Here is a 22,934-nt window from a genome sequence, read left to right on the forward strand (position 1 = left end):
GACCTACCTGTTTCGTTGCTTCAGACGTGCATACGTATAAGTGAGAGTGTGCCGCCCGGCGGGCCGGGCGGCACATGCAGGGACTACTGGCGGGGGCCGAGTGTCCACCGGGGTCCGGCCGGGCTGTCCTCGATGACGAGGCCGGACTGGTTGAGCTGGTCGCGGATGGCGTCGGCGGCGGCCCAGTCCTTGCGGGCGCGGGCGGACTGGCGCTGGTCGAGGACGAGGCGGACGAGGGTGTCGACGACGCCGTGGAGGTCGTCGCCCCGGTCGCTCTCGCCGGCCCAGTGGTCGTCCAGTGGGTCGAGGCCGAGGACACCGAGCATGGCACGGACCTCGGCGAGCCGTGCGACGGCCGCTTCCTTGTCGTCGGCGGCGAGGGCGGAGTTGCCCTGGCGGACCGTGGTGTGGACGATCGCGAGGGCCTGCGGGACGCCGAGGTCGTCGTCCATGGCTTCGGCGAAGGCGGGCGGCACCTCGGCGGCGGGCGCGACGGTCTCGCCCGCCTTCTCGGTGACGCGCTGGACGAAGCCCTCGATCCGCGCGAACGCGGACTCGGCCTCGCGCAGGGCCTCCTCGCTGTACTCGATCATCGACCGGTAGTGCGGGGTGCCGAGGTAGTAGCGCAGGACGATCGGGCGCCACGCCTTGACCATCTCGCTGACGAGCACGGAGTTGCCCAGCGACTTCGACATCTTCTCGCCGGACATGGTGACCCAGCCGTTGTGCACCCAGTACTTCGCGAACTCGTCACCGAAGGCCTTGGCCTGGGCGATCTCGTTCTCGTGGTGCGGGAAGATCAGGTCGATGCCGCCGCCGTGGATGTCGAAGGCGGTGCCGAGGTACTTGTGCGCCATGGCGGAGCACTCCAGGTGCCAGCCCGGACGGCCGCGGCCCCAGGGCGTCTCCCAGCTCGGCTCACCGGGCTTGGACGCCTTCCACATGGCGAAGTCGCGCTTGTCGCGCTTGCCGGTCTCGTTGTCGCCGGAGGGCTGGCGCAGGTCGTCCAGGTCCTGGTTGGAGAGCTCCAGGTAGCCGGGGAACGAGCGCACGTCGAAGTAGACGTTGCCGTCGGCGGCGTAGGCGTGGCCCCGTTCGATGAGGCCGCGCATCATCTCGATCATCTCGGGGACGTGGCCGGTGGCGCGGGGCTCGTAGGTGGGCGGGAGGCAGCCGAGCGCGTCGTAGCCCGCGTTGAACGCGCGCTCGTTCTCGTAGCCGATCGCCCACCACGGCCGGCCCTGTTCGGCGGACTTGGTGATGATCTTGTCGTCGATGTCGGTGACGTTCCGGACGAACGTCACGTCGTAGCCGCGGTAGGCGAACCAGCGGCGCATGATGTCGAAGTTCAGTCCGGACCTGATGTGCCCGATGTGCGGGGCGGCCTGGACGGTAGCGCCACAGAGGTAGATCGAGACACAGCCCGCTGCGAGCGGGACGAAGTCACGGATCTGCCGGGCGCTGGTGTCGTACAGGCGAATAGTCACCCCTCAAGGGTAGTAGGCCCGCACCAGTGCCCCGAGCCCCTTCCGGGGATTGCGTGACACTTGTTATGGCCTCGGGGATTTTCTCCCGCTTCGCGGGCGCTCCCGGGGGCAGGGCCAGGGCGAGGACGGCGCCGGTGAGGGGGACCGCGGCGAGTGCGGCCCAGCGCAGCGGCGCGGGTGCGTCGAGCAGGGCGCCGGTGGCGGCGCTGCCGCCGAGTACGGCAAGTCCGGACACGGAGGAGAGCGCTCCGGTGGCGAGGCCGAGGTGCCGGTCCTCGACCAGGTCGGGTACGAGCCCCCGGGCGGCGGGCACCAGGAGCATCTGGCCGAGTGTGAGCAGCACGACGAGCGAGGTGGCGGGCAGCAGCCCGGCGGGGCCGGCCGGGGTGAGGGGTACGGCGGCGAATCCGGCGGCGACCGTGGCGAGTCCCGTGACGAGCGCGGTGCGGGGCGTGACGCGGTCGGCGGACCAGCGGGTGAGGGGCAGCTGTACGCAGACGACCAGGAGGGAGGAGAGGGCGAAGAGCCGGCCGAGCGCGGTCTGCGATCCGGTGGCGGCTTCCACTTCGGCGGGCAGCGACAGGTAGAGCTGGTTGTAGGCGATGAGGTAGCCGCTGTACACGAGGCAGAGCAGCAGGAACGGCCGGCGGCTGAGGACCTGGCGCAGCGAGCCGCGTGCTGCCGTTCGGTGGACGGGTGCGCGGCGCGGCATGAGCAGGGCGTGTCCGGCGAGGACCGCGGTGAAGACGAGGACTCCGGCGAGGCAGGCGGCGCGGAATCCGTCGTCGAGGAGCAGGAGCAGTGATCCGAGGAGCGGGCCGAGGAAGGCGCCGGCCTGTCCGGCGGCCGAGAAGCGGGCGAGGACGCGGGCGCGCGGGGTGCCGGTGAGCTGTTCGTGGCGGACGGCTTCGCGGGCGGTCTCGGACTCGACGGCGGGTGAGAAGAGGGCGGCGGCGAATCCGGTGAGGACGACGGCGCCGATGACGGTCGCGGTGGAGCCGGCGACGGCCAGCCAGCCGAATCCCGCGATCCGCAGGGCGCAGCCGGCGAGGACGACGGGCCGGGGGCCGTACCGGTCGGTGAGTGCGCCGCCGATGACGAAGAGGCCCTGCTGGCTGAAGGTGCGCAGGCCGAGGACGAGTCCGATGAGCCAGCCGGTCATGCCGAGGCCGGTGCCCAGGTGGGTGGCGAGGTAGGGCAGGACGGCGTAGAAGCCGATGTTGAAGGCGAGCTGGGTGGTGGTGAGGAGGCGGAGGTAGGGGGTGGTGGCGGCGTTCATGCGGCGGCGTTCCGGGCGGTGTGTCCCTTTACGGGGGCGGTGGTGTCCGGGGCGGTGGGTCCTTCTGCGGCGGCCGTGGTGTTCCGGCCGGTGCGTCCCCGTACGGCCGCCGTGGTGAGGACGGTGAGGGCGCCGAGGACGGCGAGGGCGGCGGCGGGGGCGAGGACGGACCAGGGGGCGCGTTCGGCGTACGGGAGGTTCTCGGAGAGCATGCGGCCCCACTCGGGTGAGGGGGGCGCCGTGCCGAGGCCGAGGAAGCCGAGGGAGGCGAGGGCCAGGGCGAGGGCGGGGACGCGCAGGGCGGCGTGCCGGGCGACGGGGGGCACGACGCCGGGCAGGAGGTGGCGGCGCAGCAGGTGCAGTCGTCCGGCGCCGAGGGCGCGGGCGGCGGTGAGGTGCGGGGCGGCGCGTTCCTGGGCGCGCAGCGCGCTGGTGTGGGCGGCGAGCGGGGCCCAGGCGACGGCGGTGACGGCGGCCGCCGCGCTCCAGGGTCCCGGGCCCGCGATGCCGGCGACGACGAGGCCGGTGAGGATCGCGGGCAGGGCGTTGGCGGTCTCGGTGAGGGCCGTGGCGCGTAGGGCTCCGACGGCGAGGCCGATGAGCAGGGTGGCGGCGGAGACGGCGAGGGCGGTCAGGACGGTGCGGGCGGCTCCGTGTCCGAGGCGGGCGAGGATGTCGCGGCCGAGGGAGTCCGTGCCCAGGGGGTGGGCGGCGGAGGGGCCGGCGAGGCGCGCGGCGGCGTCGATGTGGAGCGGGTCGCGCAGGAGTCCGGCGAGGGTGACGGCGGCGAAGAGGGCGGCGAGGAGCAGTGCGGCGGCGAGGAGGGCGGGGCGGGCGCGGGCCGCGGGCGGGACGAGTGCGGGCAGGGCGCCTTCGTCGAGGGCGGGGCCGAGCAGGGTGCGGGAGGCGAGGCGGGCGGCGAGTCCGGCGGCCGTACCGAGGAGCAGCAGGATGAGGACGCAGGCCTGGAGGACGGGGAGGTCCTGGGCGAGTGCGGCGGCCAGCGCGGTGGATCCGAGGCCGGGGATGGCGTAGAGGGTTTCGACGGCGACGGCTCCGCCGGTGAGGCCGACGACGATCAGGCCGAGCTGGGGCAGCAGGCCGGGCAGGGTGCGGCGCAGGGCGTGGCGGGCGGCGCGGTGGGCGGGCAGGCCGTGGGCGGTGGCGGCGCGGGCCCAGGGTTCGGCGAAGGCGGCGGGCAGGGCGTCGTCGAGGAGCCGGCCGAGGAGGGCGCCCGCCGGTATGCCCATGGCGAGGGCGGGCAGCACGGTGTGCTGGGGGGTGCCCCAGCCGAGCGCGGGGAGCCAGTCGAGCCGGACGGCGACGATCGCGGCGAGTACGGCGGCGATGAGGAATTCGGGGAGTGCGGCGAGGACGGCGGCCGTGGTCCCGGCCCGTGCGGTGGCGGAGCGGTGGAGGGCTCCGCGGCGCAGGGTGCGGGCGGTGAGGGCGGCGGCGGTGAGGAGGGCGACGGCGAGCGAGGCACCCATGAGGGCGAGGGAGACGCCGAGGGCGGACATCGCGTCGGGGGCGACGGGCTGTCCGGAGACCCAGGAGGTGCCGAGGTCGCCGTGGAGGAGTCCGGTGAGCCAGTCGCCGAGGAGGCGGAGGGGCCCGCCGTCGAGGCCGGTCTCGGCGCGGATGGCGTCGAGGGTCTCGGCGGTGGGGGGCCGGTCGGCGTAGCGGGCGTGCAGGATCGTGAGGGCGGGGTCGGTGCGGGTGAGGCGGGGCAGCAGCCCGATGACGGCGAGGACCGCGAGGAGGGCGGCGGCCCGTCCGGCGAGGTGTCTCACCCGGTCACCCGACGTGGGTGTCGGCGGTGATGAGGGTGCGTTCCAGGGGGTCGAGGGAGACGCCGTGGACGCGGGTGTCGTCGTAGCCCTGGACGAAGCGCTCGTGGACGAGCGGTACGAGGGCGTCGGTGGCGAGGATGCGGGCTTCGGCAGCCGCGGCGGCGGTGTGGCGGGCGTCGGTCGGCGCGGTGCCGGCGGCCTCGGCGACGGCGGTGTCGACGTCTTCGTCGCAGAGCTGGGAGATGTTGAAGCTGCCGTCGCAGGTGAAGTCGGAGGCGAGGTAGGAGACCGGGTCGGCGGTGTCCAGGAGGGTGTTGCGGGCCTGGATGAAGGCGTCGTACTTCCCGGCGAGGGCGTCGGCCTCCATCTGGGCGTAGTCGCGGACGACCTGCTTGACGGTGAAGCCGCGCTTCTGGAGCTGCTGCTGGACGACGGTGGCGGCCTCGGGGAGTTCGGGCCGGTTGGTGTAGGTGGCGAGGACGATCTGCCCGGTCTTCGCCACCTGCGCCTTGCCGGCGGCCTTCGCCCGGCCGGCCGGGGCCGTGCGGGCGTCGGCGGCCCAGCTGACACCCGGCCCGAGAAGTCCTCGCGCGGTGTCGGCACGGCCTTCGTAGACGGCCTTGACGAGGGCCGGGGAGTCGATGGCCTCGCGGGCGGCCGCGCGCATGGCGGGGTCGGCGAAGACGCCGCGCGCGGTGTTGAGGGAGAGGCCGTTGGTGCGGGCGGAGGAGAACGCGTGGACGAGTCCGTCGCCGAGGAGGGATGCCTGGGAGACCGGCACGTATTCGGCGACGTCGACGGCCTTGGTACGCAGGGCGTTGGCGCGGGCGGTGCCGTCGGCCACGAAGGTCACGTCGGCGCCGGGGGCCTTGGCCTTGCCGCCCCAGTAGGTGTCGTTGCGTTCCAGGGTCGCGCTGACGGCGCCCTTGACGGAGGCCAGCGTGAAGGGGCCGGTGGCGTGGCCCGCGGGGTCGACCCTGCCGTTGGCGTAGGCGGCCGCGGACAGGATGGCGAGGGAGGGGTTGGCGAGGCGCTGGGGCAGCAGCGGGTCGGCTTCCCCGGTGACGATCCGTACGGCGTCGGCGCCCCGGGCGGTGGCGGTGATGCCGGTGTCGGAGAGGACGCGGGGGCCGGGTGAGGCCTTGTCGGCGGCGTTCAGCGAGCGGACGACGGCGGCCGGGTCCACGTCGCTGCCGTCCTGGAAGACCGCCTTGCGGAGGGTGAAGGTCCAGGTGGTGGGGTTGTCGCGCTTCCAGGACGTGGCGAGCGCGGGCTCGGCCGCGCCCTCGCCGTTCAGGGTGGTGAGGCCCTCGATGACGGCGAGGCGGCTGAGGGTGACGGCGTCGTCCCCGTAGGGGGACATGGCCTGGGCGGGCGGGAAGGCCATGACGACGCGGAGGCGTTGCCCGCCGTCGGTGTCGGACGCGCCGCCGGAGCAGGCGGTGGCGAGCGGGACGAGGAGGGCGGTCGCGGACAGGGTCAGCGGCAGCGCGGAGCGACGGCGGCGGGGAGCGGGCATGGCAACGACCTTATATGAAAACGATTGTCATCTAAGCTGTGGGGTACGGGGCGCCCGGAGCCCCCGCGCGGGCCCCGGACTCCGGCAGCGGCAGTTCGAAGTGGACGATGCCCTGACCGCCGCCCGGCAGCGCGCGCTCGTCGCACACCTCCCGCGCGAGGGACCGCCAGAACGGCTCGGCGCCCGGTACGGCCGGGTCGGTGTGCAGGTAGACCGCGTCGTAACCGCCGGCCCGCGCGACGAAGGCGCACAGCTCGCGCACCATGCGGCGGGCCAGCCCGTGCCTGCGGTGCTCCGGCCGCACGTAGATCCGGCACAGCTGCGCCGTGGTGCCGGACGGGAAGCGGTCGGCCACCCACCGCGGATTGGGCGGCGCCTGCGGCCCCCGGTCGCGCACGGCGCCCGTGGCGACGATCTCGCCCGCCCACTCGGCCACCAGCAGCGTGCAGCGGGCCGGGCGCAGGTAGGCGGCCTCGGGGTCGATGATGTCGGCGTGCCAGCGCGGTACGTAACCGGAGCGCAGGTCGCGGTAGACGGTGTCGAGCATCACGGCCCGCGCCCCGCCGATGTCCTGCGGCCCGGCGGTGCGCAGTACGTAGCCCCCGGCGCCGGCCGGGATCACGGCCGTCGTCGCAGTAGTCATCCCGGAACTCCACCGTCCTCGCGCACCCGTCCTTGCCGTACCAGCGTACGTGCGAGTGATGTGCAACAACGGTGGGGGGCCGGGGACCCCCGGGCCGGCCCGCGTCACAACGAACGACCGGACGCGGGGCGGCAGCCCGCCGGCACAGCGGGGGCGGCCGGGGCGGCCGGCACGGCGGGGGTCCGGCGGAGGCGGCCGGCACGGCGGGGGGTGGCCGGCACGGCGGGGGGTGGCCGGCACGGCGGCGGTCCAGCGGGGGTGGTCGGTCCGACGGCGGAGGCGGAGGCGGAGGCGGTAGTCCAGCCGGTACGGCCGGTCAGCCGGTACGGCTGCGGAGGCGGAGGCAGCGGTCCAGCCGGTACGGCCGCTCAGTCGGTGCGGTACACCAGTGCGGTCGCGAGGCCCGCGATACCCTCGCCGCGGCCGGTGAAGCCGAGCCCGTCGGAGGTCGCGGCGGACAGCGAGACGGGGGCGCCCACTGCGGCGGACAGCACCCGCTGCGCCTCGTCGCGCCGCTTGCCGATCTTGGGGCGTACGCCGACGACCTGGACGGCCACGTTGCCGATCTCGAAGCCCGCCGCGCGGACGATGCGGGCGGCCTCGGTGAGCAGGGTGACGCCCGCGGCGCCGGACCACTCGGGGCGCCCGGTGCCGAAGTGCTGCCCGAGGTCGCCGAGGCCGGCCGCGGAGAAGAGCGCGTTGCAGGCGGCGTGCGCGACGACGTCGGCGTCGGAGTGTCCGGCGAGACCGGGACCCTCACCGTCCCAGCGCAGGCCCGCGCACCACAGCTCGCGGCCCTCCTCGAAGGCGTGGATGTCGGTGCCGATGCCGACGAGCGGGATGACCGGCGCGGGGTTCCGGCCCGGTCCGGGGGTCTCAGAAGCCATCGTTGGCCCTCCTGCGTGCGAGTACCGCTTCGGCCAGGACGAGGTCCAGCGGCCGGGTCACCTTGAACGCCTCTTCGTGTCCGGGTACGACGACGACGGGCGCGCCGAGCTGCTCGACCATGCCGGCGTCGTCGGTCGCGCCCTCGCCGCTGACTGCGACCCGCTCGTGGGCGCGGACGAGGGTGTCGCGGTCGAAGCCCTGGGGGGTCTGTACGGCCCTGAGCCGGGCGCGCACCGGGGTGGAGAGCACCGGCTCGGGCGCGCCGGGGGCCCCGGGCTCGACCTCCTTGACGGTGTCGGCGAGCGGGAGGGCGGGGACGACGGCGGGGGCACCCCCCCGTACCGCGTCCACGACGGAGTCGACGGTGTCGACAGGGACGAGGGGGCGGGCCGCGTCGTGCACGAGGACGGCGGAGATGGTGTCCGGGAGTGCGTCCAGGCCCCGCTTGACCGATTCCTGACGGGTCTCGCCGCCGGGCACGACGACGAAGTCGGTGCGTTCGGGCAGGGCGTGCTCGGCGAGGAGGTTGCGGACCTCGGGGGCGCCGTCGGGCGGGGCGACGACCACGACCAGGGAGACGTGGCGGGAGGCCGCCATGGCCCGTACCGCGTGGATGAGCATGGGCGTCCCGTTGAGCGCGCGCAGTGCCTTGGGGGCGCCGGGGCCGAGCCGTACGCCGCGGCCGGCCGCGGGAATCACGGCGGCCGTGCGGTAGGGACGCGGTTGTTCAGACATCGGTTGCACTCCGAGGCTTCGGCATGTTTGTGTCCACGGCCGACGTGGGTATGGCCACAAGCGAGCCGGGCTCCGCGCCATGACTCGACCGGGACCCTTTCCGTGACCCCGGGCGCGTCGGGACACGCTCCGGCCGCTCGGGAGGCCTCACCCGCCGGTTTCAGCAAGATCGCGAGCAACGTACCAAGGACACATACCGGGGGATCATCGCCGGGCGTCCGGTTACGGCCGGGTTATGGCCGGTATCCATCCGCAAGTGGCCGGAAGTGGCTGGACCCGATAGGCGACAGGACCGGGACCGGCTGGAATTCGCCGTTCCTTCCCGCCGCCAGGAAGCCGTCCTGGAAGCCGTCTTTCCTGCCGGAAGCACCCTTCTCCGTCCGGACATGCCGCAGCGCCCGACGACACACCGTGAATACGGTTGGCCAGCGGGCACCGCGGCACATTCGCTACGACCGGCACTATCCGGTCACTGCGACCGGTGCCGTCCGGTTCAGGATGCGAGGACCTCGTCGAGGAGAGCCTCGGCCTTGTCCTCGTTGGTGTTCTCCGCGAGGGCGAGTTCACTCACCAGAATCTGCCGCGCCTTGGCGAGCATGCGCTTCTCACCGGCGGAGAGTCCGCGCTCACGCTCGCGACGCCACAGGTCACGAACCACTTCGGCGACCTTGATGACATCGCCGGAGGCGAGCTTCTCCAGATTTGCCTTGTAGCGCCGGGACCAGTTCGTCGGCTCCTCGGCATAGGGTGCGCGGAGCACCTCGAAGACTCGGTCCAGCCCTTCCTGCCCGACTACGTCGCGCACACCCACGAACTCCGCATTGTCCGCCGGTACACGCACCGTCAAGTCGCCCTGAGCGACCTTGAGCACCAAGTAGGTCTTGTCCACGCCTTTGATCTGGCGAGTTTCGATAGCCTCGATCAGCGCGGCCCCGTGATGGGGATAGACCACGGTGTCGCCAACCTTGAACGTCATGTGACAGGTACCCCTTCCGTGGCTATCAAGCGTAACACGAGAATCGCTTCTCCTGAATGGCGTTTTCGCAGGTCAGGGCATATCTCGGGGCTTGACAACTGCGACACGAACGTGCTGCGAACGGCCTTCGGAAGGAGGTATTCGCAGGTCGGAGCCGCTGCGCGGGGACGGAGAAACGCGGACGTTACACGCACTCCGACCCACTCCGAAGGAGCCGAACGTCCCGTTTTGTCGGGTTCCGCTTGCTGAAGTTTCCGTACTCCGTTCGGTGATGGATCACTCGTACGACGGTAAGGGCCGATGGTCAATGAATTTGATCAACGTGCGGCGCGGTGCGGATTATGCGCAAGGAATGCGCCACCGTCCGTGAACAGCCGCTCAAGCGGCGGGACGAACGTCGGGGCGGAATTGATCAAGCGCGTTATGTGAAGGCCCTGCGAATGTGCCCGAGCGCCCCGGCCGGTGATCCCGGGGACGGTGGGGGGCGGGTCGGGTGCGGAGCGGCGACGGGGGCTCGGTAACCTGACGGCTGACAGACCCTTAGGGCGGCTTTACCTCGCTCGCCCGACCCGTCCGTACCCATCCGCTCGTTCAAGGAGTTGCCGCCGCCGTGAGCCGCAGCCTTCGACACGGCGCCCTCGCCGCCACTGCCATCGCGTTCTCGCTCACCGCGCTCACCGCGTGCGGGGCCGGCCATAACGCGCAGACGCTCGAAGTCAGGCCGGACAACGCCGCCACCTCGTCCGGCGACATCAAGATCCAGAACGTCAACGTCATCACCCAGCCCGAGCGCGACGCCGAGGGCCCGGCGGTCGTCACCGCCACGGTGTTCAACAACGGCACCAAGGCGGAGACCCTGGACTCGATCACCCTGACGGGCGGCGGCGGCTCCGTGGCGCTGCACCCGGCCAAGGGCTCCGGCCCGGTCGTCGTCCCGGCCGGCGGCCGGGTCGTTCTCGGCGGCAAGGGCAACGCCACCGCTGTGATCGAGAGCGGCAACGAGGCCACGCAGGCCGGCAACGTGCAGCCGCTGGTCTTCACGTTCAGCCGGACCGGCGAGCTCTCCCTCGGCGCGTCCGTCGTCCCGTCGAAGGGCTACTTCAAGGACTTCGGCCCCAGCGCGCTGCCCGAGGCGCCGAAGACCCCCGACGCCTCGGCATCGGCGTCGGCGGACGGGTCCGGGGCGACCGGCGACGCGGCGGGCGACACGTCGGCCACCGCGAGCGGTTCGGCCTCGGCCGACGACTCCGAACAGAACGGCTGAGCGGCACCGCCCGTACGAGACATGGCTGAGGCGCCTCCCCCGTCGTGGGGAGGCGCCTCAGCCATGTGTCCGTCGCGGGCCGGTCTACGGCTCGAACTTGTAGCCCAGACCGCGCACCGTCACGAGGAACCTGGGGGCGCCCGGGTCCGGCTCGATCTTGGCGCGCAGGCGCTTGACGTGGACGTCGAGGGTCTTGGTGTCGCCCACGTAGTCCGCGCCCCAGACGCGGTCGATCAACTGCATCCGGGTGAGCACCCGGCCGGCGTTGCGCAGCAGCATCTCCAGGAGGTCGAACTCCTTGAGCGGCAGGTCGACCTTGGCGCCGGAGACGGTGACGACGTGCCGGTCCACGTCCATGCGGACCGGGCCGGCCTCCAGGGCGGCCGGGGCGACCTCCTCGGGCTCCCCGCGCCGGCGCAGCACCGCGCGGATGCGGGCGACGAGCTCGCGCGAGGAGAAGGGCTTGGTGACGTAGTCGTCGGCCCCTATCTCCAGGCCGACGACCTTGTCGATCTCGCTGTCCTTGGCGGTGACCATGATCACGGGGACGTTGGACCTGCTGCGCAGCTGCCGGCAGACCTCGGTGCCGGGCAGTCCCGGCAGCATCAGGTCGAGGAGCACGAGGTCGGCGCCGTTGCGCTCGAACTCGTCCAGGCCGTCGGGTCCGGTGGCCGCGATGGCGACCTCGAAGCCTTCCTTGCGGAGCATGTAGGACAGGACGTCGCTGAAGGATTCCTCATCCTCGACGACAAGCACTCGGGTCACGGAAGGGCCTCCGGGGCAGGGAATGGTTCAGAAGTGTCGGGTGCGGTGTCCGGGCCGGGCGCCTCGTCGCCGTTGACGATGAGCGGGCCGCCCGACGGGCGGTCCCGGTCCCGCGCGGAGCCCGCTTCGGGCAGCCGCAGGGTGAAGGTGGAGCCCTGTCCCTCCGAGCTCCACACGGTGACCTCCCCGCCGTGCGAGGCGGCCACGTGCTTGACGATGGCCAGGCCGAGGCCCGTGCCACCGGTGGCGCGCGAGCGGGCCGGGTCGACGCGGTAGAAGCGTTCGAAGACCCGTTCCCGGTCTGTCTCGGAGATGCCGATGCCCTGGTCGGTCACGGCGATCTCGATCTCGTCCCCGCCGGTGACGACGACCCGGCGGGCGGCGATGCCGACGCGGGTACGGGCGGGGCTGTAGTTGACGGCGTTCTCGACGAGGTTGCCGAGGGCCGCGGCGAGCTGGCCGCGGTTTCCCCATATCCGCAGGTCGGCGGCGCCGCCGGAGGCCATGGTGATCTGCTTGGAGCCGGCCTGCTGCCGGCAGCGGTCGATGGCCTCGGCGACGAGCTCGTCCACGCGGACCGGCTCGGCGTCCTCCAGCGGGTCGTCGTTCTGCACCCGGGAGAGGTCGATGAGCTCCTGGACGAGGTTGGTGAGCCGGGTCGCCTCGATCTGCATGCGGCCCGCGAACCGCTCCACCGCCTCCTGGTCGTCGGAGGCGTCCAGGACGGCTTCCGAGAGCAGGGACAGGGCGCCGGTCGGCGTCTTGAGCTCATGGCTGACGTTGGCGACGAAGTCGCGCCGGACCGCTTCGATACGGCGGGCCTCGGTGAGGTCCTCGACCAGCAGCAGAACCAGGCGGGAGCCGAGCGGGGCGACCCGTGCGGAGACCGCGAGGGCCTCGCCCCGGCCGGTGCCACGGCGCGGAAGGTCCAGTTCGACCTGGCGTATCTCGCCGTCCCTGCGGGTGTCGCGCGCCATGTTCAGCATCGGTTCGACGGCGAGGCGGCCGCCGCGCACCAGTCCCAGCGCGTACGCGGCGGAGCTGGCCTTGACGACGCTGTCGCTCTCGTCCAGCACGACGGCCGAGGAGCTGAGCACGGACAGGACCGTGTCGACGCCTGGGGGCAGCGGGGCGTTGCTGTCGGGCCGCAGGGAGGTACGCGTCGGCTTCTTCTGGTCGCGCTCGCTCCAGCGGAACGCCAGCATGGCGATCACACCGGTACCGACCCCGGCGATCGCGGCAGCTGCGGCGACCGCCGCGTTCACGTCCATGTCTCCAGGTTATGCGCCACCTCGGACACTCTCCCAGCGGTGCGGGTGCCTCCTCGGGGACTCGTCGCCCAGAGTTCACCGAGGGGCAAGCACCGGTTCACTTGGCCGGTCGGAATCCGACGCGTACGGCCGTCACGGTGGCGTCATGGGGGTCGGCGCCGGCACCCGGCGGGCTTCGGATCCGGTGCGCAGCCGGCCCCGGCCCCGGTTCAGGACTGGAGAGGGACATCCATGCGTGACGCATACCACGAGGAACTCGACTCGATCGGCGAGGGGCTGGTCGAGATGGCCCGGCTCGTCGGGTCGGCGATCGGCCGGGCGACGACATCCATGCTCGACGCCGATCTCAAGCTCGCGGAGTCGGTGATCGCCGCGGACCAGAAGGTGGACGACCTCCAGCACGATCTGGAGGCACGGGCCATCGCGCTGCTGGCACGCCAGCAGCCGGTGGCGACCGATCTGCGGATCGTGGTCACCTCGCTGCGGATGAGCGCCGACCTGGAGCGCTCGGGCGACCTCGCCCAGCACGTCGCCAAGCTGGCCCGGCTGCGCTTCCCGCAGTCGGCGGTCCCGCACGACCTGCACGCCACCATCCTGGAGATGGGCCAGCTCGCGCAGCGGCTGATGGCGAAGGCCGCCGAGGTGATCATCACCAAGGACGTCGATCTGGCGCTCCAGCTGGAGCAGGACGACGACGAGATGGACCTCCTGCACCGCACGCTGTTCCAGCACCTGATGGACGACCGCTGGAAGCACGGCATCGAGACGGCCGTCGACGTGACGCTGCTGGGCCGCTACTACGAGCGGTTCGCCGACCACGCGGTGTCCGTGGCCAAGCGGGTGGTCTACCTGGTGACCGGCGAGCACGCGGACGAGATCCAGCAGCCGGTGCCGGTGGAGGGCGCGTAGGGAGCGGCGAGCGGGGTGTACGGGGCCGGGGGCGCGGGAAGGCCGGGGCGTGGACGGCCGGGGCGCGCGCCCGCGCGCACGGCTCGTACACACGTTCCTGCGCACATGCGCCGTTGATGCGCCCGTCCGGGTGGGCATCCAATGGGATGGGGCGGCACGACCTGTCCGTACGCCCCGGTCGCGGGCCCCGTGCCGTGCGGCCCTGTCGTACGCCTTGAGGAGGAACCATGGCCGATTCCCCCATGACCGACCCCCAGCAGGAGGCTCCCGCCGAGGCGGTGCGCCTGACCGTCCTCGGCGCCTGCGGCTGCGGCTCGGGCTGCGGGTGCGGCTGCCAGTCCGGAGCACCGTGCCAGTGCGGGGGCTGCTCGGGCTGACGGGGCGGCGCACCGCCGTACGGGGTATGGGGGCGGCCTGCCCCCGTACCCCCGCGCGGTCTCAGCCGGCCTGTTCCACGGCGGGCCGGGCGGCGCAGGCGTCGGCGGGCTGCGGGGCGGCGGGGCTCTCCGCCGCTGCCTCGTCCCCGGCCGGCAGGTTGTGCATGAGCAGCCAGTACCCGGCGGCCGCGGCGGTGCCCAGGAGGGCGCAGGTCCCCCACAGCCACCCGGCGCCGAAGTGGTCGATGACCACGCCGGACATCAGGGGCGCGACGAGCGCGGCGGCCGACCAGGACAGGGTGTACATGCCCTGGTAGCGCCCCCGGCCGTGGGCGGGCGACAGCTGGACGACCAGGCCGTTCTGCACGGGCGCGTTGATGATCTCGGCGACGGTCCACACACAGATGGTCAGCGCGTACAGGCCGACGGAGCCCGCGAAGGCGGTCAGCCCGAATCCGTACCCCGCCAGTAGCGAGGACATGACGAGCAGCCTGCGCGTGTCGCGGTTCTGGATGAACCGGGTGACGGGGATCTGGAGCGCGACGATGAGCACCCCGTTGACCGCGATCACCGTGCCGAAGTCGGAGCTGCTGAATCCGTCGGCGCCCATCGCGACCGGCAGGCCCACGTAACCCTGCTGGAAGATCAGCGCGATCACGAAGGACAGCCCGACGACTCCCATGAACCGCCCGTCGCGCAGCACGGTGGCCAGCCGTACGCCGTCGTCATGCGCCGCTCCGGAAGCCGGGCGCGCCGACGCGTCCTGCTTCGGCCGGGACTCCGGCACCTTCAGGAAGACGACGACGGCGCAGGTCAGGGTCATCACGGCCTCGCAGAGGAAGCCGGCGCGATAGCTGTACTCGGCGATGAACCCGGCGCCGGCGGACGCGACGGCGAAACCGAGGTTGATGGCCCAGTAGTTGAGCGAGAAGGCCCGCACCCGGTCCTTGGCGGGGACGATGTCGGCGATCATCGCCTGGACCGCGGGGCGCGAGGCGTTGGTCGCCATGCCGACGAGGAAGGCGACGGCGGCGATGGCGACCGGGTGGACCATGAACCCGAGCGCGGCGACCGAGACGGCGGTGGCGACCTGGGCGACCAGCATGGTGGGCCGCCGCCCGAAGCGGTCCGCCATCACCCCGCCCCCGAGCGAGGACACGACCCCGCCGAGCCCGTGCAGGGCGACGACGAGACCGGCGTACGAGGCGGAGTAGCCGCGCTCCATGGTCAGGTACAGCGCCATGAAGGTGGCGACGAACCCCCCGAGGCGGTTGACCAGGGTGCTGGTCCACAGCCACCAGAACTCCCTGGGGAGACCGGAGACCGTTTCCCGGGCGGCCCGGGTGGCCCGTCCGGGAACGGCGGCGGCAGACATACGGGTTCCCCCCAGGGAGTACGGCGGATCGGCATCGGGAAGGGCCGGGAAGAGTAAGTGGCCCACCGACGGTCCGAACATTACGAAGCCGCGAGGAGTCCCGGCCACTCAATTGACACGGCCCGTCAATCGGGAACGGCCCCTCCCCCGCCCCCTGTCCGCCCTGTGGCCGGTCGCGCGCTGCCCGCACGGGTTCGATTACGCTCGGACTCATGGCCGACGCACCGTACAAGCTGATCCTCCTCCGCCACGGCGAGAGCGAATGGAACGCGAAGAACCTGTTCACCGGTTGGGTGGACGTCAACCTCACCGAAAAGGGCGAGAAGGAGGCGGTCCGCGGCGGTGAGCTGCTGAAGGACGCCGGCCTGCTCCCCGATGTGCTGCACACCTCCCTCCAGAAGCGCGCCATCCGCACCGCCCAGCTCGCGCTGGAGTCCGCGGACCGCCACTGGATCCCCGTCCACCGCTCCTGGCGCCTGAACGAGCGCCACTACGGCGCCCTCCAGGGCAAGGACAAGGCCCAGACGCTCGCCGAGTTCGGCGAGGAGCAGTTCATGCTCTGGCGCCGCTCGTACGACACCCCGCCGCCCGCCCTTGAGGACGGCACCGAGTTCTCCCAGAGCGACGACGCCCGCTACGCGACGATCCCGCCGGAGCTGCGCCCGCGCACGGAGTGCCTGAAGGACGTCGTCGTCCGCATGCTGCCGTACTGGTACGACGGCATCGTCCCCGACCTCCTGGCCGGCCGCACGGTCCTGGTCGCCGCCCACGGCAACAGCCTCCGCGCCCTGGTCAAGCACCTCGACGGCGTCTCCGACGCCGACATCGCGGGCCTGAACATCCCGACCGGCATCCCGCTCGCCTACGAACTGGACGCGGACTTCCGCCCCCTGAACCCGGGCGGCACCTACCTCGACCCGGACGCGGCGAAGGCGGCCATCGAGGCCGTGAAGAACCAGGGCAAGAAGAAGTAAGCAGAGTTGAACTAGCCCCCCACCTGCGGATTTTCCGCTTGGTGGGGGGCTTTTTCGTGCGCTGGGCCGTCTGTGGGCCGTCACATGCTCAACGGGCTGTCAGGCGCGTCGGCTCCAGCGGCGGATGCGAATGTCGAGGACGATCAGCAGTGCCACGGGGACAGCGACCTCTGCGGGGGCGTCAGCCCAGAGTGCGAGTGCGCCGCCGGCTGTGCCGATGAGCGCCATCGGGAGATCGCGCGGACAGACGTCGACAGTGATACCTGTGCGTGGGAGCATGGGCCTCCTCCTGAGGATGCGTTGCTACATCGATGGAGACAGGGCCGTTCCCGGGCAAGGGGAACGGCCCTGAATTTCTTTTGAACCCTATTCAGGTGGAAGCGCTCCAGCAAGTTGCCAGGTGAGGGGCGTGAGAATTGAATGCAAGGCGTTTGGAAAGTAGCTCGCAGGCACGCTTCGCGGCCCCGGAGCCGCTTCACCGGACCAAGCCGACCTTGCGTGCATGCATGCACGTCGGGCTTGCATGCATGCACCCTCAGCAGGAAGTTGACGACGACAGAGGGCCCAGCATCGCTAACACCAGTGAAGCGAAATGTTAGCGATTAGCCCGTTACTGTAACTAATCGCGACTCCTTAACCCTGGACTCTTATCGCGACAGCTAACACCCCATTTATCGAGCCTTTTAACTCACCCCATATCCGCCGCTTTACGTATCCACTCGTCTATCCTTACTAAAGATCTGTGCCACAGCCTTACGCGTGCCCTCCTGACTCGACGGCATCAGGTGCGCGTGCGCCCGGAGCATCAGGCCAGGGCCCCCTGCTCGCGGATGTCAGCGCGGGCAGGGGGTCTTCGCGTGGACCGGTCCTGACTCCCCGTTTCCCCGGCCCCTGTGACGCCGCTCACCCCGCGTCGTACCCTGTGGCGCATGCGGGGAGATCGGGAGGGCGGACATGGGTGAGCCGCTGAAGACCTTTGTCGGGGGTGCCGAGGTCGAGGTGCCCAACAGCATTCCGGCGATCCGTGAGGCGCTGCCCGAGGAGCGGCGCGAGGAGTTCGACCGGGCGATCAACGATGCCGGGGTGCATGAGATCCAGGCCGTGATGCGGCACTGGATGCTGGAGGCGGTGCCCGATCCGGAGGCCGAGCGGATTCTGGACCGGCTCGCTCAGGACGAGGCCGAGAGGCGGAGCGTCGCTTGAGCTTCCGGATCTCCTACGCGCCACCCGCCGACGACACCCTGGCCAAGATGCGGGACGGTGACGCCTTCCGGGACGAGATGGCGGGCACCCTGGGCTGTGAGCCGTACGGGCACGGGTCGTCGGCCGTCAAGGGGGAGCACGATCGCCGGGAGGCGACGGTCGCCGGGGCGATCGTGCTCTATTACGTCTCCGGTTCGGTCCTGACCGTCACCGTCGTACGGCTCGTCCCGCTGCCTTTTCCCTGAGGCGTGGTCAGGCCAGCTTGGCGGCCTGCGCGTCGATCACCGCGGTCGGCATGTCGAAGTCGCCGCCGGAGCCCGCCGCGGCGAAGTTCAGCGAGGTGAGGGAGGCCAGTGTGGTGCCCTGGCGGATCTCGACGAGCTTCAGTGCCATCTTCTCGCCGTCCGCCTCCACCGTCACCGTCCAGCCGACAGCCTCCTCGCCGCCCTTGACCTGCTCCTCCGCGATCTTGACGACCTTCTGCTTGGACCCGGCGGCGGTGAGCGTGAAGCCCGACGCGCACTCGGTCGCGGCGGTGCGCAGCGAGGACAGCGTCTCCTCGGCGCCCTTGCCCTCGTAGGAGGCGAGCGTGGCGAGCGTCGTCGTGATGTCGAAGGCGGCCTCGAACGCCTCGGGGTCGTCGCTGTCCATCGCGGCGTCCTTCTTCGGCTCGCTGACCACCTTGCGCTGGGTGGAGGCGGCGGGTGAACCGGCCTTGGCGCCCATCAGCACATCGGCGAAGACATCGCAGGCCGCCTTGTCGACGGTCACGTCCTTGCCCTCGACGGTGTCGCCGGGACCGGCCTTGGTGATCTTGTGGGCCTTGACGTCGCCCTGCTTCAGCGAGGCCTTCTCCAGCTCGGCGGCGGACAACACCTTGGCGGAGGTCTGGTCCGCGCCCTTGTCGGCTCCCTTGTCCGAAGGCTGGGCCGAAGTGGAACCCGCCGCCTTGCCGCTGTCCTTGTCGTCACTGTCCGAACCGCAGGCAGCGGTGAGCAGCGCCAGGGACATCACAGTGGCGGCAACGGCGGTACGGCGTATGGCAGTGGGTCGCATGGCCCGTCCTTCTTCTGTCTCAAGGTGTTTCGCCCGCACGAGAGCAGCCACGCCGGGTTCGGCGCGGCTTGAATGGGTTCGTGGGGGTGATCCAACTCTATGAGCACGCTGTGGTTTGACAAACCTTTACCGTGGTCATCGCACGTGATCGTGACGACGTCGTGATCACTTCGCTCACACCGTCCAGGGGGAGTTGGCCGTGCCGATCGATTCCGTTCTCTCCGATGTGCTCGGCTCCTCGGGCGTGCCGCCTGAGCTGGTCACCTCGTGCGAACCGCTCACCGGAGGCACGTACAACACCGTCACCCGCGTGACGCTGGCCGACGGACGGGAGTGGGTCGTGAAGGTCCCGCCGCCGGCCGCCGGGGACCGTCTGGCGTACGAGCGCGATCTGCTGGTCAACGAGGTCACGTTCTACTCCGCGGCCGCCGATGTCGCCGAGGAGACCACCGTGCCCCATGTGGTGGCCGGCCAACTCGATCCGGCCACGCCCACGGGAGCGTACGTGGTCATGTCCGCGCGCCCCGGGCAGCCCTGGCACGAGCTGACCACGGCCATGGCCGACGCGGAGGAGGCGCGGCTGCGCACCGAACTGGGGCGGATCGTCGGCCGGTTGCACGGGGTGGCGGCGCCGGGCGGGTTCGGCTATCCGTCCGGGGCACTCGGGCCGCTCGCGGCCACCTGGCGGGAGGCGTTCACCGGGATGACGGACACGGTACTGGCCGACGCGCGGAGGTTCGCGGCGCGGCTGCCCCGTACGGCGGCGGACATCGGCGTGCTGCTCGGTTCCGCCTCGTACGTGCTGGACGACGTCACCCGGCCCGCGCTCGTGCACTTCGATCTGTGGCAGGGGAACATCCTGGTCACCGGTGGGCCGGGGGCCCGGCGGGTCGGCGGGATCATCGACGGGGAGCGGATGTTCTGGGGCGACCCGGCCGCCGATTTCGTGTCGCTCGCACTGTTCGGCGACATCGCGGACGACAAGGACTTCCTTGCCGGGTACGGGGCTTCGGCGCCGGGTGGTCCGGTGGAGTTCAACCGTTCGCTGCGGCTGCGGCTCGCGCTCTACCGGGCGTATCTGTATCTGATCATGCTGGTGGAGACGGTGCCCCGCGGTGCGTCGGGCGAGCGTCTTGAGTGGACCTGGAACGAGGTCGCGCCCCGGCTGGAAGCCGCCCTGGACGAGGTGGAGGCGGCGGCGCGCGGGTGACTGCGGTCAGCCGGCCGGGCGCCGGGTGAGGTGGGCGAAGGCGTCGAGGTTCCGGGTGGACTCGCCGCGCGACACGCGCCAGGCGTACTCCTTGCGGATCGCGGTCGCGAAACCGATCTCCAGCAGGGAGTTGAAGGCGCCGTCAGCCGCTTCGAGCACCGAGCCGAGCAGCCGGTCCAGCTCATCGGGCGTCACCACGGAGAGCGGCAGCTTGCCGGCGAGGTAGATGTCCCCGAGCGGGTCGATCGCGTAACTCACACCGAACAGGCGCAGGTTGTGCTCCAGCAGCCAGCGGTGGACCGCCGCGTGGTTCTCGTCGGGGTGCCGGATGACGAACGCGTTGAGGGAGAGGCTGTGGGCGCCGACGATGAGTGAGCACGTGGTCGCGAGCTTGCGGGTGCCGGGCAGCTGGACGACGTAGCTGCCGGGTGCGGGGCGCTCCCAGTCGAGTCCGGCGTCCGCGAAGGCCGCTTCGATGACCTGGGCGGCCCGGGTGGCGTCCGGGGCCGGGGGGACCTGCGGGGCGGGTGAGGCCTGCGGGGCCTGCGGGGCGGGTGCGGCCTGCGGGGCGGGTGAGGCCTGCGGGGCCTGCGGGGCGGGTGCGGCCTGCGCGGCGGGCGTGGCCCGCGTGGCCTGGTCCTCCGCCGGTTTCGTGACGTCGTTCTTCGCCGGTTCTGTGGCCTGGTCCTCCGCCGGTTTCCTGGCCTCGTTCTTCGCCGGTTCCTCGGGTGCGTCAGCCATGTTTCGAGCGTACGTCAGGCGGCAAAGGCGTGCGGACGGGCGGGGGCCCCTTACGCGTGGCCGGCCCGTACCCGCCTGCGGTGCTCCTGAACCGCCGCCGTGTACACCTCGGCCGTCGCCGCCGCGGCCGTGTCCCAGCCGAAGCGCTGCGCGTGCTCCGCCGCGGCCCCGCCCATCCGGGCGACGAGGTCCGGCGCGCCGGAGAAACGTTCCAGCGCCCGTGCGTACGCCACCGGATCGTGCCCAGGGATCAGAAAGCCGCTGACCCCGTCGCGCACGGCCACCGGGAGGCCGCCGACGGCCGCCGCGACGACCGGGGTCCCGGCCGCCTGGGCCTCGATGGCGACCAGGCCGAAGGACTCGCTGTGCGAGGGCATGACCAGCACGGACGCGGCCCGGAACCAGTCGGCCAGCTGGTCCTGCCCGACCGGCGGATGGAACCGTACGACGTCCGCGATACCGAGCCGGGCCGCGAGCTTCTGCAACCCCTCCGGCTTGGCGAGCCCGCTGCCGCTGGGGCCGCCGACGACGGGCACCACGATCTTGGAGCGCAGGGCGGGATCGCGTTCCAGCAGCACGGCGACCGCGCGCAGCAGCACGTCGGGGGCCTTCAGTGGCTGGATGCGGCCCGCGAAGAGCGGAATCAGGGCGTCCTGGGGCAGGCCGAGGCGGGCGCGGGCGGCGGCGCGGCCGTCGGCGGGGCGGAAGCGGTCCAGGTTGACGCCGGGGTGGACGACGGCGACGGCCCGCGGGTCGGCGTCGTAGAAGCGGACGAGTTCGTCGGCCTCCTCGGCGGTGTTCGCGATCAGCCGGTCGGCCGCGTCGACGATCTGAGTCTCGCCGATGACCCGGGCGGCGGGCTCGGGGGTGTCGCCCTCGGCGAGCGCCGCGTTCTTGACCTTGGCCATGGTGTGCATGGCGTGCACGAGGGGAACGCCCCAGCGCTGGGCGGCGAGCCAGCCGACGTGGCCGGAGAGCCAGTAGTGGGAGTGCACCAGGTCGTAGTAGCCGGGGCGCTGGCCGGCCCACGCCTGCATCACGCCGTGCGTGAAGGCGCAGAGCTGGGCGGGCAGCTCCTCCTTGGCCAGGCCCTCGTACGGGCCCGCGTCGACGTGCCGGACCAGGACGCCGGGCGCCAGCTCCACGGCGGCGGGCAGCCCGCCGGTCGTGGAGCGGGTGAAGATCTCGACCTCGATGTTGATCGCGGCCAGCCGCTTGGCCAGCTCCACGATGTACACGTTCATGCCGCCGGCGTCGCCCGTCCCCGGCTGGTGCAGCGGGGAGGTGTGCACGGACAGCATCGCGATGCGGCGCGGCCTGCGGTGACCCCCGGAGAAGGAGCCGGTGAGACCTGCGGGGAACCTGCGACGCGGTGCGCCACGGCTGCTGCCGAGCCGGGAGACGTACTGGGTCACGTCGTCCTTCCTCCTCGCTGGGCCGGGTGCCGGCACGGTTCACGGCATGGCACCGAAGGGGCGCAACGGTCCCTCCGACGGTGGGGAACAGCGGAATCTCCCCTTTCATTTCCGCTTTACCAAATCATTACGGTGATGCTGCGGCGCGTCGCCCCACCTGTGCCGATCGCCACGATCGTGCCCCGCCCGCCGGCCACCCGCATCCGCGCGCATCGTTACGCTCTGTGTCATGCGCCCGATCGGCACCGCGACCCGCGGGACCACCAACCCGAACCGGCTGCGCCGCATGGACCGCTGGATCGCCGCCACGCACGGCCCCGCCCTGCGCCGCGCCGAGTCCCCCGTCGCGGTCGACCTCGGTTACGGGGCCGCGCCCTGGACCGCCGTCGAACTGCTGGAGCGCCTGCGCACCGCCGAACCGCGCACCCGGGTGGTCGGCGTCGAGATCTCCCCGGAACGGGTCGCCGCCGCGCAGCCGTACGCGCGCGACGGCCTGACCTTCCGGCACGGCGGCTTCGAGATCCCGCTGCCGGAGCGGCCCGTGCTGATCCGGGCGGCGAACGTGCTGCGCCAGTACGACGAGGGCGAGGTGGCCGCCGTCTGGCAGCGGCTGTGCGAGCGGCTCGCGCCGGGCGGGCTGCTGGTGGAGGGGACCTGCGACGAGATCGGACGCCGGCACGTCTGGGTGGCGCTCGGCCCCGAAGGGCCGCGCACGGTGACCTTCGCGACCCGGCTCGGCTCGCTGGACCGGCCGTCCGATCTCGCGGAGCGCCTGCCGAAGGCGCTGATCCACCGCAATGTGCCGGGTGAGCGGGTGCACGCGTTCCTGCGCGACTTCGACCGGGCGTGGGCGGCCGCGGCCCCTTACGCGTCCCTGGGGGCCCGGCAGCGCTGGATCACGGCCGTGCGTGCGCTGTCGGGCGACTGGCCGCTGACGGACGGGGTACGCCGGTGGCGCCAGGGCGAAGTGACGGTGGAGTGGGCGGCGCTGGAGCCCGGGGGGCCTTGAGGCGCGGTCGACTCGGGGACGACTCGGGGAGACTCGGGGCGCGGG

Annotated in this window: 23 protein-coding genes; 8 read left to right on the forward strand and 15 right to left on the reverse strand. The window is 72.1% G+C overall.

The window, feature by feature from the left end; translation table 11 throughout:
• Positions 1–83: 83 nt before the first annotated feature.
• The 8 genes from cysS to B082_RS0120440 all read right to left on the reverse strand — a co-directional run bounded on the left by cysS (position 84) and on the right by B082_RS0120440 (position 9,320).
• Positions 84–1,487 carry a cysteine--tRNA ligase gene (gene cysS, locus B082_RS0120405; RefSeq protein WP_018553671.1) on the reverse strand — a complete coding sequence of 468 codons (1,404 nt, stop codon included), beginning with the start codon at positions 1,485–1,487 and terminating at the stop codon, positions 84–86.
• Positions 1,444–2,766: an MFS transporter gene (locus B082_RS0120410; RefSeq protein WP_018553672.1), complete on the reverse strand. Its 1,323-nt coding sequence runs from the start codon at positions 2,764–2,766 to the stop codon at positions 1,444–1,446. Before B082_RS0120410 ends, cysS begins: the two co-directional genes overlap by 44 nt.
• Positions 2,763–4,559 carry an ABC transporter permease subunit gene (locus B082_RS0120415; RefSeq protein WP_018553673.1) on the reverse strand — a complete coding sequence of 599 codons (1,797 nt, stop codon included), beginning with the start codon at positions 4,557–4,559 and terminating at the stop codon, positions 2,763–2,765. Before B082_RS0120415 ends, B082_RS0120410 begins: the two co-directional genes overlap by 4 nt.
• Before the next feature lie 4 nt (positions 4,560–4,563).
• Positions 4,564–6,078: an ABC transporter substrate-binding protein gene (locus B082_RS0120420; protein ID WP_018553674.1), complete on the reverse strand. Its 1,515-nt coding sequence runs from the start codon at positions 6,076–6,078 to the stop codon at positions 4,564–4,566.
• 31 nt (positions 6,079–6,109) lie between these two features.
• On the reverse strand, positions 6,110–6,721 hold the full coding sequence (locus B082_RS0120425; RefSeq protein ID WP_026249997.1) for a GNAT family N-acetyltransferase: 612 nt from the start codon (positions 6,719–6,721) through the stop codon (positions 6,110–6,112).
• A 368-nt stretch (positions 6,722–7,089) separates the two neighbouring features.
• Complete coding sequence (ispF, locus tag B082_RS0120430) at positions 7,090–7,608, reverse strand: 2-C-methyl-D-erythritol 2,4-cyclodiphosphate synthase (protein ID WP_018553676.1); 519 nt, start codon at positions 7,606–7,608, stop codon at positions 7,090–7,092.
• Complete coding sequence (ispD, locus tag B082_RS0120435; RefSeq protein WP_018553677.1) at positions 7,598–8,344, reverse strand: 2-C-methyl-D-erythritol 4-phosphate cytidylyltransferase; 747 nt, start codon at positions 8,342–8,344, stop codon at positions 7,598–7,600. Before ispD ends, ispF begins: the two co-directional genes overlap by 11 nt.
• Before the next feature lie 493 nt (positions 8,345–8,837).
• Positions 8,838–9,320 carry a CarD family transcriptional regulator gene (locus B082_RS0120440; RefSeq protein ID WP_006380568.1) on the reverse strand — a complete coding sequence of 161 codons (483 nt, stop codon included), beginning with the start codon at positions 9,318–9,320 and terminating at the stop codon, positions 8,838–8,840.
• A 610-nt stretch (positions 9,321–9,930) separates the two neighbouring features.
• On the opposite strand from B082_RS0120440, the gene B082_RS0120445 reads away from it, so the two are divergent.
• A complete protein-coding gene (locus B082_RS0120445) occupies positions 9,931–10,584 on the forward strand; it encodes a hypothetical protein (RefSeq protein ID WP_018553678.1) in 654 nt (217 codons plus the stop codon).
• 84 nt (positions 10,585–10,668) lie between these two features.
• On the opposite strand, the gene B082_RS0120450 is transcribed toward B082_RS0120445, so the two are convergent.
• The gene (locus B082_RS0120450) at positions 10,669–11,349 is read right to left on the reverse strand and encodes a response regulator transcription factor (protein WP_018553679.1); all 681 of its coding nucleotides are present in this window, start codon (positions 11,347–11,349) and stop codon (positions 10,669–10,671) included.
• Positions 11,346–12,620 (reverse strand): sensor histidine kinase, encoded by a 1,275-nt coding sequence (locus tag B082_RS0120455; RefSeq protein ID WP_018553680.1) that lies wholly within the window; start codon positions 12,618–12,620, stop codon positions 11,346–11,348. Before B082_RS0120455 ends, B082_RS0120450 begins: the two co-directional genes overlap by 4 nt.
• Before the next feature lie 231 nt (positions 12,621–12,851).
• On the opposite strand from B082_RS0120455, the gene phoU reads away from it, so the two are divergent.
• Both phoU and B082_RS39515 read left to right on the forward strand, forming a co-directional pair.
• Positions 12,852–13,529, forward strand: a complete 678-nt coding sequence (gene phoU, locus B082_RS0120460) for a phosphate signaling complex protein PhoU (RefSeq protein ID WP_018553681.1) — start codon at positions 12,852–12,854, stop codon at positions 13,527–13,529.
• Between the two features lie 227 nt (positions 13,530–13,756).
• A complete protein-coding gene (locus B082_RS39515) occupies positions 13,757–13,906 on the forward strand; it encodes a hypothetical protein (protein ID WP_199783824.1) in 150 nt (49 codons plus the stop codon).
• 61 nt (positions 13,907–13,967) lie between these two features.
• On the opposite strand, the gene B082_RS36355 is transcribed toward B082_RS39515, so the two are convergent.
• Positions 13,968–15,281, reverse strand: coding sequence for an MDR family MFS transporter (locus B082_RS36355; RefSeq protein WP_018553682.1), 1,314 nt, complete (start codon positions 15,279–15,281; stop codon positions 13,968–13,970).
• 212 nt (positions 15,282–15,493) lie between these two features.
• Between B082_RS36355 and B082_RS0120475 the strand changes: the two genes are divergently transcribed.
• Positions 15,494–16,255: a phosphoglyceromutase gene (locus tag B082_RS0120475; protein ID WP_018553683.1), complete on the forward strand. Its 762-nt coding sequence runs from the start codon at positions 15,494–15,496 to the stop codon at positions 16,253–16,255.
• A gap of 99 nt (positions 16,256–16,354) precedes the next feature.
• Here B082_RS0120475 and B082_RS0120480 read toward each other — a convergent pair whose 3' ends face one another.
• Complete coding sequence (locus tag B082_RS0120480; protein ID WP_018553684.1) at positions 16,355–16,534, reverse strand: hypothetical protein; 180 nt, start codon at positions 16,532–16,534, stop codon at positions 16,355–16,357.
• A 675-nt stretch (positions 16,535–17,209) separates the two neighbouring features.
• On the opposite strand from B082_RS0120480, the gene B082_RS0120485 reads away from it, so the two are divergent.
• Together B082_RS0120485 and B082_RS0120490 are read left to right on the forward strand one after the other, a co-directional pair.
• The gene (locus tag B082_RS0120485) at positions 17,210–17,458 is read left to right on the forward strand and encodes a DUF6694 family lipoprotein (protein ID WP_018553685.1); all 249 of its coding nucleotides are present in this window, start codon (positions 17,210–17,212) and stop codon (positions 17,456–17,458) included.
• Positions 17,455–17,703 (forward strand): hypothetical protein, encoded by a 249-nt coding sequence (locus tag B082_RS0120490; RefSeq protein ID WP_018553686.1) that lies wholly within the window; start codon positions 17,455–17,457, stop codon positions 17,701–17,703. Before B082_RS0120485 ends, B082_RS0120490 begins: the two co-directional genes overlap by 4 nt.
• A gap of 7 nt (positions 17,704–17,710) precedes the next feature.
• On the opposite strand, the gene B082_RS0120495 is transcribed toward B082_RS0120490, so the two are convergent.
• Positions 17,711–18,514 carry a hypothetical protein gene (locus tag B082_RS0120495; protein ID WP_026249998.1) on the reverse strand — a complete coding sequence of 268 codons (804 nt, stop codon included), beginning with the start codon at positions 18,512–18,514 and terminating at the stop codon, positions 17,711–17,713.
• 199 nt (positions 18,515–18,713) lie between these two features.
• Here B082_RS0120495 and B082_RS0120500 point away from each other — a divergent pair, with 199 nt between their 5' ends.
• Positions 18,714–19,724 carry a phosphotransferase family protein gene (locus tag B082_RS0120500; protein ID WP_018553688.1) on the forward strand — a complete coding sequence of 337 codons (1,011 nt, stop codon included), beginning with the start codon at positions 18,714–18,716 and terminating at the stop codon, positions 19,722–19,724.
• Between the two features lie 6 nt (positions 19,725–19,730).
• Here the strand turns inward: B082_RS0120500 and B082_RS36360 are convergent, their stop codons facing one another.
• Together B082_RS36360 and mshA are read right to left on the reverse strand one after the other, a co-directional pair.
• Entirely contained in the window at positions 19,731–20,201 is a 471-nt protein-coding gene (locus B082_RS36360) for a YbjN domain-containing protein (RefSeq protein WP_051094653.1), read from the reverse strand.
• A 314-nt stretch (positions 20,202–20,515) separates the two neighbouring features.
• Positions 20,516–21,880: a D-inositol-3-phosphate glycosyltransferase gene (gene mshA / locus B082_RS0120515; RefSeq protein WP_018553690.1), complete on the reverse strand. Its 1,365-nt coding sequence runs from the start codon at positions 21,878–21,880 to the stop codon at positions 20,516–20,518.
• Positions 21,881–22,109: 229 nt separating this feature from the next.
• On the opposite strand from mshA, the gene B082_RS0120520 reads away from it, so the two are divergent.
• Positions 22,110–22,889, forward strand: a complete 780-nt coding sequence (locus B082_RS0120520) for a class I SAM-dependent methyltransferase (protein WP_018553691.1) — start codon at positions 22,110–22,112, stop codon at positions 22,887–22,889.
• Positions 22,890–22,934 lie beyond the last annotated feature (45 nt).

The organism is Streptomyces sp. ATexAB-D23, assembly GCF_000373645.1.
GTDB classification, from domain to species: Bacteria; Actinomycetota; Actinomycetes; order Streptomycetales; family Streptomycetaceae; genus Streptomyces; species Streptomyces castrisilvae.